At 61.4% G+C, this 12,668-nt stretch carries 13 protein-coding genes; all 13 read right to left on the bottom strand.

Going from position 1 to position 12,668, the window contains the following annotated elements:
- Positions 1 to 32: 32 nt before the first annotated feature.
- Positions 33 to 839 carry an amino acid ABC transporter ATP-binding protein gene (locus AAY81_RS00545; RefSeq protein WP_066660057.1) on the bottom strand — a complete coding sequence of 269 codons (807 nt, stop codon included), beginning with the start codon at positions 837 to 839 and terminating at the stop codon, positions 33 to 35.
- Between the two features lie 40 nt (positions 840 to 879).
- Positions 880 to 1,722: a transporter substrate-binding domain-containing protein gene (locus AAY81_RS00540; RefSeq protein ID WP_205630834.1), complete on the bottom strand. Its 843-nt coding sequence runs from the start codon at positions 1,720 to 1,722 to the stop codon at positions 880 to 882.
- 69 nt (positions 1,723 to 1,791) lie between these two features.
- Positions 1,792 to 2,457, bottom strand: coding sequence for an amino acid ABC transporter permease (locus tag AAY81_RS00535; protein ID WP_066660055.1), 666 nt, complete (start codon positions 2,455 to 2,457; stop codon positions 1,792 to 1,794).
- A 244-nt stretch (positions 2,458 to 2,701) separates the two neighbouring features.
- The gene (locus AAY81_RS00530) at positions 2,702 to 2,953 is read right to left on the bottom strand and encodes a putative Se/S carrier protein (protein ID WP_066660054.1); all 252 of its coding nucleotides are present in this window, start codon (positions 2,951 to 2,953) and stop codon (positions 2,702 to 2,704) included.
- Between the two features lie 7 nt (positions 2,954 to 2,960).
- The gene (locus AAY81_RS00525; RefSeq protein ID WP_066660052.1) at positions 2,961 to 3,167 is read right to left on the bottom strand and encodes a sulfurtransferase TusA family protein; all 207 of its coding nucleotides are present in this window, start codon (positions 3,165 to 3,167) and stop codon (positions 2,961 to 2,963) included.
- A 43-nt stretch (positions 3,168 to 3,210) separates the two neighbouring features.
- A complete protein-coding gene (yedE, locus tag AAY81_RS00520; RefSeq protein WP_066660050.1) occupies positions 3,211 to 4,311 on the bottom strand; it encodes a YedE family putative selenium transporter in 1,101 nt (366 codons plus the stop codon).
- A 317-nt stretch (positions 4,312 to 4,628) separates the two neighbouring features.
- Complete coding sequence (locus tag AAY81_RS00515; protein WP_066660047.1) at positions 4,629 to 5,507, bottom strand: putative manganese transporter; 879 nt, start codon at positions 5,505 to 5,507, stop codon at positions 4,629 to 4,631.
- A 126-nt stretch (positions 5,508 to 5,633) separates the two neighbouring features.
- Positions 5,634 to 6,473 carry a TrmH family RNA methyltransferase gene (locus AAY81_RS00510; protein ID WP_066664692.1) on the bottom strand — a complete coding sequence of 280 codons (840 nt, stop codon included), beginning with the start codon at positions 6,471 to 6,473 and terminating at the stop codon, positions 5,634 to 5,636.
- 832 nt (positions 6,474 to 7,305) lie between these two features.
- Positions 7,306 to 8,946 (bottom strand): chaperonin GroEL, encoded by a 1,641-nt coding sequence (groL, locus tag AAY81_RS00505; RefSeq protein WP_066660046.1) that lies wholly within the window; start codon positions 8,944 to 8,946, stop codon positions 7,306 to 7,308.
- A 70-nt stretch (positions 8,947 to 9,016) separates the two neighbouring features.
- Positions 9,017 to 9,304 (bottom strand): co-chaperone GroES, encoded by a 288-nt coding sequence (locus AAY81_RS00500; protein ID WP_066660044.1) that lies wholly within the window; start codon positions 9,302 to 9,304, stop codon positions 9,017 to 9,019.
- A 224-nt stretch (positions 9,305 to 9,528) separates the two neighbouring features.
- Positions 9,529 to 10,314, bottom strand: a complete 786-nt coding sequence (locus AAY81_RS00495; protein WP_082867764.1) for a response regulator — start codon at positions 10,312 to 10,314, stop codon at positions 9,529 to 9,531.
- A 1-nt stretch (position 10,315) separates the two neighbouring features.
- On the bottom strand, positions 10,316 to 11,548 hold the full coding sequence (locus AAY81_RS00490; RefSeq protein WP_066660043.1) for a sensor histidine kinase: 1,233 nt from the start codon (positions 11,546 to 11,548) through the stop codon (positions 10,316 to 10,318).
- Positions 11,549 to 11,635: 87 nt separating this feature from the next.
- On the bottom strand, positions 11,636 to 12,613 hold the full coding sequence (locus tag AAY81_RS00485; RefSeq protein WP_066660042.1) for an MBL fold metallo-hydrolase: 978 nt from the start codon (positions 12,611 to 12,613) through the stop codon (positions 11,636 to 11,638).
- Positions 12,614 to 12,668 lie beyond the last annotated feature (55 nt).

The following is a 12,668-nucleotide window of genomic DNA, read 5'->3' as shown; positions in this document are numbered from 1 at the left end:
AAAACGGAAGGCCCGCGCCTTCCGCCTCCTCTCTAGAAATCGTCCGTTGCGAAGGTGGGCTGTGCCACCTCGGCCTCGGGTTGCTTGGAGGGAGCAGCGCCCCCGCGGCTCACGTATGACAGGAACTTCTGCAAACGCGGGTCGGAAGGATGCTCGATGATCTGCTCGGGAGTTCCGTCGACAACGACGGACCCTCCATCCATGAATATCACGCGATCGGCCACCTGGCGAGCGAATTCCACCTCATGCGTGACGATTACCATGGCAAAATCACGCTCCTGCGCCAGCTGGCGAATGGTCGCCAGCACCTCGCCCACCAGCTCGGGGTCGAGTGCGCTCGTGGGCTCGTCGAACAGCAGCACCTGCGGATGCACCGCAAGCGCACGAGCGATGGCCACGCGCTGCTGCTGACCGCCCGAAAGCTTCGAGGGGTAGAAGTCGGCACGGTCGGCCATGCCCACCTTTTCCAGCAGGGCCATAGCGGTTTCCCGCGCCTCGGCCTTGGGGCGCTTCCATACGGTGACCAGGGCCTCCATGACGTTTTGCACGGCCGTCTTGTTCTTGAACAGGTGATAATCCTGAAACACCATGGCCGTCTTGCGGCGCAGGACGCGCACGTCGGCGCGCTTGCGGTGCGCGGCATCCACGACAACATCGTCAATGGAAACGGTACCCGTAGTGGGCTCGCAAAGATAGTTCATGCACCGCAGCAGCGTAGACTTGCCCGTACCCGAAGGGCCCAGGATGGCCACGATCTCGTCGTCGCCGATTTCCAAGTTGATGTCCTTCAGAACGTCGGTTTCACCGAAGGACTTGGAGAGGTTCTTCACGCTAATCATGGGGTCTTCTTCCTACTGCGGTGCATGCAAAAGCCAGCGGCTATTTGTCGGCCGTCAGCCAATCGGTGCTGATGAGCTTGGTAAGGTCCTCGTAGAACCACTTCTCGCACAGCGAGGACAGCGTGCCGTCTTCGTGCATGGCGGCGATGACCTTGTTCAGTTCGTCACGCAGCTCGGTTTCGGCAGGCATAAGGAACCAGGAAACGTTGTTGCCGAACAGCTTCTCGTCGAGCATGCGGAACTCCAGGCCCTGGGCACGTTCGGCCTTCTCGATGTTCGTGACCGTGTTGGCATAGCAATCCACACGGCCGAGGGCGCAGTCCTGGAAGCCAGCCGTGGAGTCCTCGTACGTCACGACCTCCCAGTCGTACTGGGGAGCCAGCGACTCGATGGTGCTCTGGGCAGCCTGGCCGCTCGTTACGCCGATGGTAGCGCCGCGCAGGTCTTCCAGCGTCTGGTAGGGGCTATCGGGCTGCACGATGACAACCTGGGCGTCGGCGTAGATGGGGTCGCAGGCGATGTAGGTCTCCAGGCGCTTCTCGGTGATGGCGTAGCAGTTGGCGGCAACGTCTACGCGGCCGCTGGCCAGGTCGCCGAACACGCTGGATGCGTCGCCGGCGGCTTCCATGTCGATGGTCCAGCCCATGCGCTTTTCAACCTCGGCCCACATGTCGGCTTCCATGCCCGTCCAGTTGCCGCTGTCGTCAACCAGAGAGTAGGGCTCGCCATTGCCCATGGTGGCAATGCGAACGGTGCGGCTGGAGCCGTCGTTCGAAGAGGAACCATCAGAGGAGCCGTTGGAGCAGCCCGTCATGATGAAACCGGTGCCCAGGCAGGAGGCCGTGGCAATTGCGCTCAGCTTAAGAAAATCACGTCGTTGCATGTACATCCCTTCCGTATCAACTTACACGTGCGATAGAGCAGCGAATGCTGCGTATACCCGTAGATGGTGCTAGTACGCTTCGGAGCAGCGCTTTTCCAGAATCTTCTGGATGCCCATGAGCACCAGGCTGATGGCCCAGTACACCACGATGACGCAGGCGTAGCACTCGAAGAACTGGTAGGTGTTATTCGCTTCGATCTTGGCCGCGCCCATAACGTCGCGCAGGCCAACCAGATAGGCGAGCGAGGAAAGCTTGAACAAGCTAATGAGGTCGTTGAACAGCGGCGGCAGGGCAACGCGAATGGCCTGGGGCAACACCACGCGCACCGTCATTTGGAAACCCGTCATGCCGAAAGCCTTCGCGGCATCACGCTGGCCGTCGTCAACGGAGATAAGCGCTGCGCGGATGGATTCGCCCATGAAGCAGCTCATATGCAAGCTCATGATGACGGCGACCGCGACCAGCGGGGACATCTGCAAGATTACCGAACTCACATTCGCAAGGCCGTAATAGAAGAAGAACAACTGGGCGATGGCGGGCGTGCCGCGCATGAAACTGCTCCAGACTTTCAGAAGCTGGCTGAGCACGGGCACTTTATAGTACGCGATCAGGGCAAACACAATGCCGAGCAACAGCGAGAAGAACGCTGCGGCCAAGGTGAGCCCCAACGTAACGTCAAGTTTGCTCGCCACTTCGGGCAGCGTTTGGAAAAAGTATTCCCAATTGAACTTCACAGATACCTCGTTCCTGCACTATGCCAAGGGCATAAGCGGGCCAAGCACCTGGATTAGGCGCAAGCAGAATGGATGAATCACATGCAGAATGAGATGAAGGCGCGCATACGTACGAAGCACGCAAGGCGCCGAAGAATGCCGGGTGCAGAAATTCCCGACGGCTGCGTACCTTACCGCTAGGAATTAGCCGCGTAAAGCGATTTAAGGCAAAGAGCACAAAAGGATGAAGAAACGCCCAAACGGGCTATTTCAATTGGAGAAGGGCTATGCGGGCATCGTCGATGCCCTCGGCAGCCAAAAGGGATTCCACGCTTTCGCGCGAAGCAGGAGCGCCGCGCCAGGCCATGCCACAACCCGCGGAAAGGGAACGCGGCGTGGGGACCAGACGGCCTTCGATGCCAGCCGGACCGGCGGCATCGGAAAATGCGAATGCGCTCGCCGTGGAGTCGAAGGCCACGACGAGCGCCGTCTCGGTTTTGCCAGAGAACAATCGCATGAACTGGTTATTTGACGTCGATCACGAAATCGAGGCCGTCCTGGGAAACCTGGGGCGTGCGACCACGCTTCGTAAGGATTTCCACCACGTTCTGCTTCGAGGTGGCATTGCTCACCAAAACGCGGAAGGGCTCGTTCGGGAACTCGTTGATGGCTTCGACGGTCATAAGGGCAGGCTCGGGGCACGACAGGCCGCGGGCGTCTACTTCATGCATGATGCTTCCTTTCTACAGGGTACTCATTCAATCGCAAGCGAGCTTATTTGCCAACCTTCTTGCGACGCAGATTGGTGAGGGCGATCACGAACAACACGGCAATGGAGCACACCAGCACGATCTGACCCGCGGTAGAAGGACCACCGGCCACGGCAGCCGTGGTGTCGGTAGCGGCGCTCGCAGCAACGCCGGCAAGGCCGAAGTTGTGAGCGAAAGCAGCGCCAACGAGCATACCCAGGAACGTGACAGCAGCGTCGGCAGAGCCCTGGCCAGCCAGGACCATCTGACGCAGCGGGCAGCCACCAGCGAGTACGCCACCAAAGCCCACGGCGTACAGGCCCAGGATGTTCCACAGGTGCTGGGAATGAGCGATGGGCTGGCCATCGAAGCTGGGCTTGAAGTTACCCGTAGCGATGCTGTAGACGAGCATAGCCACGAAAATGCCCACAATGGGAATGAGCAGCGTGAAGTCCTTCATGAGGAACAGGTTGCGAATGCCACCCACGAAGCAGATGCGCGTCTTCTGGGCCAGGGCGCCAATGATAAGAGCGACAATCAGGGCGATGGCAACGGGAGCATGCTTGGAGCCGGGGCCTTCGGTGCTCGCAGCGAACACGGCGGTCGTAACGCTGATGACGAGCAAAACGACGAGAACGATGGGAAGCACGGCACCGGACACCTTGCCCGTGTCGGTTTCGCGACCCAGCGAGAAGCCGCGCTTCAGGAACAGGGCGCCCGTGATGGCGCCAGCGGCCAGGCCCACCAGGCCAACCCAAGCGTTCAGGTCGCCGGCAGCCATGCGGATGACCATGCGCAGCGGGCAGCCAAGGAAGATCAGGGCGCCAATCATCATGATGAAGCCCAGGATGAAGCGAACCATGGGAGAAGAACCCGCCGTAGAGCGGAATTCCTTCGTGGCCAGGGCAATCAGGAAAGAGCCCACCACGAAGCCCACAATTTCGGGGCGGAAATACTGCACGGGAGCAGCCGAATGCAGCTTCAGGGAGCCCGCCATATCGCGGATGAAGCACGCGGCGCAAACGGCCATGTTCGAAGGATTGCCGAAGAATGCGAGCGTGGCAATGAGCGCACCCACGAGCACGCCAACGACGGCAAGCCCCTTCTTAGAATTGAGAAACTCCATGTGACACCTTTCTTCAGAATGCCTAACTGACGGTGTTGCTTCCGAAGAGACGACGCAGGAGCGACGCGATACGATGACGCATATCAGGAAATGGGCGCACGAACGGGACGACTCGATGAGACGCCTCTAGGCAAGCAGCAGAATTCGCAGACCAACTTGCCCGTGCGCAGAATGATTGGGGCTATAGCCTGCGGCGTGCATATTATCACATTCGAAGATAGATGTTGCCAGGTTTTCGCAATAAGGTTTTCCCTGCTCGTAACTGGGTTTTGCGAAGCCCAGCACGGCGGGCGAAGCAGCCCGAACGGACGGCTGTGTTACAGCGCCACGCCCAGCAGCTGCAGTAGCCAACCCCAGATAACGCCCGTAAGGAACAAGCCGCCAATAATGGTGAGGTTTTGCTTCACATGTCGGTTCGTGCGCACCAGCACGAGCAGGCCGATGCCTGCCGAAACGAGCAAGCCGCCCATGGCGGCGCCAAATGAGAGCGTGCCTTCCAAATACAGCTCGGTGAGCACGACGCTTGCGCCGCAGTTGGGAATGAGACCCACAACGGATGCCGCAATGACAGACAGCGTAGGATGCACCTGCATGAACGAAGCGATGGCCTCCTCGCCCACCCATTCGATGGCACCGCCTAGCACTAGCGAGATGAGGAAGATGAACAGCGTTACCTGCAGCGTGTGATGCACGGCGCTACGCAAGGGGCTATGATGCTCCTCTTCGTCGTCGCAATGGCAATGATCGCGCTCGCAGAGCTCGTCGATGTGCGGCTTGCCATCGCCCGCATGATGCGTAAGACGCACGATGAGGTCGAAGACGAAGCCCATGATGACGCCGATGAGGGCTTTCAGGCCAATGATCTGCACGATGCGAATGGGGTCGACCTGCTCGGCGATGAAGATGGGCAGCATCTCGTCGGAGGTGGACAGGAACACGGCAATGAGCGTTCCCACGGTGATGACGCGCCCCGCGTACAGCGTGGACGCCGCTGCGGAGAAACCACATTGCGGCAACGCGCCCAGAAGCGCACCCACCAGGGGGCCCGCATGACCCGCGCGCTCGATGGCGGCACGGCTCTTGTCGCTGGCCATATGCTCGATGAGCTCCATGACCCAATACGTGATGAACAGGAACGGCACGAGTTTGAGCGTGTCGATGAGCGCGTCGTTAAAGATGTCGATAAAGAATTCCATGCGCGCATTCTATCCGTTCGCCCGAAGTATCGTTAGCGTTTCCATACTATGGATACAGTGTGTCACCTGCACATATGCTCATATTTCGCGCGCAGGCAACAGCCGCCCCACGTTCAGCGACGTCCCCTACCCCACGAGCTGGTAAAACGCTACGGCGCTTGCCGCGGCAACGTTCAGACTGTCGACGCCGTGGCGCATGGGGATGCGCACCGTGTAATCGCACTGCGCAATGGTTCGCGGGCTGAGCCCATCGCCTTCCGTGCCCAACACGATAGCAAGCCTCTCTTCCGCATTCAGCGCTTCGTCCTTGATGGATACCGAATTGTCGGAAAGGGCCATGGCAGCTGTTTTGAAGCCGCATGCACGCAGGCGCTCGAGCCCCGCATCAGGCCAATCGTGCGCGCTTTCGCCAATGCGCGTCCACGGCACCTGGAACACCGTACCCATGGAAACGCGCACGGCACGACGATACAGCGGATCGCAGCACGTAGGCGTTACGAGCACCGCGTCCACACCCAATGCGGCGGCGCTGCGGAACATGGCGCCCACATTCGTGTGGTCCACGATGCCCTCGAGCACCGCAACCCGGCGCGCATGCGTTTGCTCAAGCAGCTCTTCCACCGAGGGCAGCTGCGGACGACGCATGGCACACAGCACGCCGCGCGTGAGCTCGAAGCCCGTGAGCTGTGCCAACACCTCACGCGACCCCGTGAACACCGGCACTTCCCCACCATCTTCAGCGGGATGTGCCTCCACCATTTCGCGCACCTCATCGAGCCACTTATGCTCCATCAAGTACGAAAGCGGCCGCATGCCCGCATCAAGCGCCCTTCTAATAACCTTGGGCGACTCCGCAATGAAGATACCCTTTTCTGGCTCCAGCCTATTCCTCAGCTGCGCCTCTGTCAGCCGCGCAAATACCGCGAGCCTCTCATCTTCCAGCGTTTCAACCTCAATAACGTTCATGCAACCATCCAATCCAACAACATCCTTCGCCCTCATTGTATCCCACGCCCACATCAGGGCGAGAGCGAAGCGAATCGCCCGTAAACCGCCTCCAACCCGGCGAGGGGCACCCACTCGCAGCAGGGCGCAAAGCGAAGCGAGCGCCCGTGGTAACGCCCACGACCCGGCAAGCGGAACCCGCTCGCGGCAGGGCGCGTAGCGAAGCGTCCGCGCCCGTGGCAACGCCCAGGCCAAGCGGAACCCCGTCGCGGCAGGGCGCAATGCGAAGCGAGCGCCCGTGAGCCGTCCCCTCGACCCGGCGAGGGGCACCCACTCGCAGCAGGCGGACAGCGAAGCGCCTCCGCCCGTACGGCAACCCCACGACCCAGCAAGCGGAACCCGCTCGCAGCAGGGCGCGCAGCGAAGCGTCCGCGCCCGTGAGGCAGCCCCCGCGAGCGGCCCCGGCTCGCAGCGGTCCTCCGATGAAAGCCAACCCGATCGGTACCCGCTAGCGGGGCCCGGCGGCGTACCGCACGAGGCACCCTCTGAACACCATCCCCCGCGCTGCAATCCCGCGGGTTCCAGCCGCGCCCGAAGGGGCAACGTAAGGCGTAGCCGAACGTTGCCCCGCCGGGCGCGGCCGGCACCCGCGGGGCAGCGCCCAGTAAAAGCATGAAGCAGCGCAGCGCACGAGCACGGCGCACCCCCGCAGAACGCAAAAAGGGACCGAGAGGCCTAACCTCTCGGTCCCAACAACTCACAGCAACAAGCGCCGTGCGAGCAGCGGAGCGGGGCGTGCCTCGGCGGTACGCCGCCGGGCCCCGCGGTGCAAGTCCAACCCAGCAGGGTGGGCTTACATCATGCCGCCCATTCCTCCCATGCCGGCAGCAGCGGCTGCAGCGGCGGCGGAAGCGTCGGCTTCCTTCGGGATCTCGTTCACGGTGCAGTCGGTGATCAGGATCAGCGTAGCCACGGAAGCGGCGGACTGCAGAGCGATGCGGGTAACCTTGACGGGGTCGTTGACGCCCATCTCGATCATGTTGCCATACTCGCCGGTGGCGGAGTTCAGGCCGAAGCCCTTCTCCATGGAGCGAACCTTCTCGACGACAACGGAGCCTTCGAAGCCAGCGTTCTTGGCGATCTCGCGCATGGGGGCAACCAGGGCCTTGCGCACGATCTCGACGCCAATCTCCTCGTCCTTGTTGTCGCACTTCACGGCGTCCAGCGCGGGCAGAGCGTCAACCAGGGCAACGCCGCCGCCAGCAACGATGCCTTCCTCAACGGCAGCGCGGGTAGCCTGCAGAGCGTCTTCGATGCGGCTCTTCTTTTCCTTGAGCTCGCTTTCGGTAGCAGCGCCAACCTTCAGCACGGCAACGCCGCCGGTGAGCTTGGACAGGCGCTCCTGCAGCTTCTCGCGGTCGAAGTCGGAATCGACGCGCTCGATTTCAGCCTTCAGCTGCTCCTTGCGCTCTTCGATGGCCTGCTTGTCGCCAGCACCGTCGACGATGAGCGTGTTGTCCTTGTCGACCTTGACGCTCTTGGCATGGCCGAGCATTTCCACGGTGGCGTCGGCGATGGTCATGCCGAAGTCCTTATCGACAACCTGGGCACCGGTGACGATAGCGATGTCTTCCAGGATGCGCTTGCGGCGGTCGCCAAAGCCAGGAGCCTTGATGGCGACAACGTTCAGGGTGCCGCGCAGCTTGTTCAGCAGCAGGGTGGCCAGAGCCTCGCCCTCGACGTCCTCAGCGATGATCAGCAGCGGACGACCGGACTTCATGACAGCTTCCAGCAGACCAACCATGTCCTGGATGTTGGAGATCTTCTGGTCGGTGAGCAGAATGTAGGGATCCTGCAGGTTGGCTTCCATCTTCTCCATGTCGGTGGCCATGTAGGGGCTGATGTAGCCACGGGACCACTGCATGCCCTCAACGTGCTCGAGGTCGATGCCGAAGGTCTGGCTTTCCTCGACGGAGATGGCGCCGTCCTTGCCTACCAGGTCCATAGCCTCGGCGATCTTCTCGCCGATGGTAGCGTCGCCAGCGGAAATGGTACCCACGTTGGCGATCTGGTCCTTGCTCTCGATTTCGATAGCGTCGGCCTTGATGGTCTCAACAACGGCGTCGACACCCTTCTGAACGCCGCGGCGGATGCCCAGGGCGTCGGAACCGGCGATGACGTTGCGCAGGCCCTCGGTGACGATGGCGTCGGCCAGCAGCGTAGCGGTGGTGGTACCGTCGCCAGCAGCGTCGTTCGTCTTCACAGCAGCTTCGCGGACCAGCTGGGCACCCATGTTCTCAACGGGGTTCTCCAGCTCGATTTCCTTGGCAACCGTCACGCCGTCGTTGGTGACCAGCGGAGCGCCATAGGACTTTTCCAGAGCCACGTAGCGGCCCTTGGGGCCAAGCGTGACCTTTACGGCGTTAGCAAGCTTGTTCACGCCAGTGGCAAGTGCGCCACGGGCGTCGGTGTCAAACAGAACATCCTTAGCCATGTTGTTCAGTTTCCTTTCAATAGCGAATAGTGAAGACCCGCGTTATGCAACCGCGGGGAAAAGAGCACTGTTAGCCCTGGATAGCGTAGATATCGTCGGCGCGCAGGATGATGACCGTTTCGCCTTCGACTTCGATTTCGGCGCCGCCGAACTTGCCATAGATGACATGGTCGCCAACGGCAACGGGCATGGGCAGACGGGAACCGTCTTCGGCAAGCTTGCCCTCGCCCACGGCCAGGACAACGCCCGTGGTGGGCTTTTCCTTGGCGCTGCTGGCGATGAACAGGCCAGACGCGGTGGTCTCTTCCACTTCGTCCTGCTTGACAATGACGCGATCGCCCAACGGTTTCAGATTCATAGCACAGCCTTCCTTTCACTGACCGCCGCAATGCGGCTTGTCTTTTATGCTTGAAGAGTGCTAGCACTCAATGGGTACGAGTGCCAAACAACGCTTGCCATCATAGCATTGGAAAGGCCGTATGCAAGCGTTTTCAAATAATCTGAGCGTGGGTAACTCAACCGTTACCTTTGCGCCACACAGGGCGTGAATGCCCCTATGCGCACACGTATGCAGGGCAAACGCTAGCAGCCGGGTGCAACCAGGCCGCGTTCGTAAGCGATAACCACCAGCTGGGCGCGATCGTGCGCGTCGAGCTTGCCCATGATGCGCGCCACGTGCGTCTTCACCGTGGCTGGGGAAATGACCAACTCCTCGGCGATTTGCTCGTTGCTCATGCCGCGCGCCACCATGCGCAGAATCTCGCGCTCGCGGTCGGTGAGCACGGAAAGCTCCACCGCAGCATGAGCATCGCGCGCACGCGAATCGACGAACGTCTCGATAAGACGACGCGTAATGGACGGCTGAATGAGCGCATCGCCATCGGCCACCGTGCGAATGGCGCGAACGATGTCGTCGGGCTCGGAATCCTTCAGCATGAAGCCGCTGGCCCCAGCCTGCAGGGCGTCGTACACGTATTCATCGACATCGAACGTGGTAAGCACGAGAACGCGCGTACCCGCGAGCGAAGGCTCTGCAACGATCTTGCGCGTAGCTGAGATGCCATCTTCCAAGGGCATGCGAATGTCCATGAGCACCACGTCGGGATGCAGTTCCATGGCGCGGTCGTACGCGGCGATGCCGTTGTCGGCCTCGCCCACCACCTTCACGTGATCGTACGAGGAAATGATCAGGCGGAAGCCGTTGCGCACCAGGTCCTGGTCGTCAACGATGAGAACGGTCACGTCACGCGCGTCGTTGAGCGCGGCCTCCGCCAAACGGGCCGCCTCCTCGCTCTGCGCACGCAAGCGGGCATTCGCCTCGCGGAAGCTCTCGCTATTCGGGTTGGATGCTCCGATCAGATCGTCCATGCTATTCCCTTTCGCCTAGAGGCAAGCTCACCTGAACGCGGTAGCCACCTGCCGCTCTATCCCCCGCCTGGAACGTGCCATGCAGCACGCGCACGCGCTCTTCCATGCCCTGCACGCCATGGCCGCTGAGCGGGGAATGCTCGGTAGCAACCTTGCTGCTCAGGCCAATACCGTCGTCTTCCACAGTGAGCATGGCATAGCCGTCGGACATGGCCAAGCGCACCCACAGGTTTTTGGCCTGCGCGTGGCGCACCGTATTGGTAACGGCCTCGCGGGCGATGCCAAACAGCGCCACGTCCACGAATGCAGGGGCGTTCTGGCGCTGATAGCTGCCCGCCTCGTAATGCACTTCCAAACCGGCCTTACGCGCGTATTCGCACAGGTCAGGCATGCGGTCGGTGCCGTTTGTAGGACGCATTTCCGCTTCGGCATCTTCGTTACGCAGCACGCCAATCATGGAGCGAATTTCCTCGAGCGCGGACTTCGAGGTCATGCGCACTTGCACGATGGCCTCGCGCGCCGCCTCGGGATTGCGGTCGATGAGCTTTTCGGCGGCAGCCGCCTGAATGCCCACCGCGGAAAGCGAATGGGCCGTGATGTCGTGAATCTCACGCGCGATGCGCACGCGCTCCTCTTCCACGCGACGCGCGGCTTCCGTCTCGCGCGTGCGTTCCGCCTCGAGTGCGCGCTGCTCGGTTTCCCGCACCGAATGCTGGTACGCACGCCAGGCAACGCCCGCCGCCACGGCGAGGGCCATGTAGCTCAAATTCTGCACGCGAACAACCAGGGCAACGCTGTCGTTATCGCTGGGGATGGTAGCCACGCACAGCAGGAACGCAGCCAGCACGGCCGCCACGATGACTTCCATGCGCGGTCGCTCGTTTGCCAAGGTGAACAGGGCGATAACGGGCCCGATGATGGAGAAGGCGTACCCCGGCGCGGAATCCTGCGCAAAGGAGTACAGCACGATGACGAACACGTACACGGGCCAGGGGAACATGCGGCGAAACGCCAGCGGCAGCGCGGTGAACGCAAGCAGCACGTATGCCGACGGATCGGGCGCGCCCGTGAGGATGCCCACCATGTCGCGGAACGTATCGTCGTGAAATACGATGGGCGACGTGGCCAAATACAACTGCACATACGCAAACAGCGGGGCAGCCAGGGCGACGAGCACGTCGACCAGCCAATCCCGCGAGCTCAAAGAGCGCTTATTTACCAGAATATTTTCCATACTGCCATACTATGGCACGCGCCCGCGATACGCCATACGCTACCTACCGTATTCCACGGAGGCACGCACGGCGCAGCTCCAAACAGACTACACGCGTTCGCGCAAGATCAGGGGCACCGTATAGCTGGCGTTGAGGTCGAATGCGGGTTCGGGCTGAACGGCACGCACGGCCTCGGTGTAGAACACGCGCTTGAAGCACTCGAGAATGGCATCGGGGGAAAGCCCGTGATTATGCAGGCGCACAACCAGGTCACCTTCGTATACGCCCCAAAACGCCGCAGCAGCTAGATAGTCACGCACTTCCTGCCCCACCATGACGCCGCTATGGGGAACTAGCATAACCGCCGGATCCAACGCCTGCGCGCGCTCGATGTACGCCAGGCAATCGGCATAGCCCGTAAGCGCGGGAATCTGGCAGCAGAACATAACGTCTTCGGGAACGGCGGTATCGTCCGCCAGCTTGCCTCCCGGCACAACGCCTTCGGGAAGTGGGCCTGCGTACACGCCCGCGCTTTCGCACGAGATAAGCAGGCGATATTCCTCATCCCAGAATGCAAGGGAATCGCGCGTGTGGCCCGGCGCCTCAATGACCTGCAGCGAAAGCGCGCCAATGCGCACGGTTTCGCCCGGCTCGAGCACGCGGTCGACGCGGATGTCGGAAACGTCCTCGTACTCAGAAAGGCCCTGTGCATGGGCCTCGGCGTCGTTCAGCTTGCGCATGGTGGCAAGGGCACCCGAACGCTCGAACACGCGTGCCGCATGGGCATGAGCACAAATAACCATTTCGGGCATGCGCTTCTTCAGGTAGCCCGCGCCCGCAGCGTGATCATAATGGGAATGCGTGAGGAGCAGCATCCCTACCGGCTCATCGCCCAAAACGGCCTGAATGTTGCGGTACGTCCGTGGGGCGCACCACGCATAGCCAGCGTCGATGAGCGCCGCATCCCCGCCAGAAACCAGCAGGACCGATTCCCCGCCGATGTCGGCGCCCACACGATAGAGGGCATAGCTCCCCTGGGCGTCTTCGTACAGCTTGATTGGACCATTCGCGGACGTGGTTTCCATATGCCTATCCCTTCACGCGTTTCGCCCCATTATAGGAAGAAGGCACATGGGCATA

It is taken from the genome of Denitrobacterium detoxificans (assembly GCF_001643775.1).
GTDB classification, from domain to species: domain Bacteria; phylum Actinomycetota; class Coriobacteriia; order Coriobacteriales; family Eggerthellaceae; genus Denitrobacterium; species Denitrobacterium detoxificans.
Note: the sequence above shows the minus strand (reverse complement) of the source record. Positions and strands in the feature narration are given on the sequence as shown.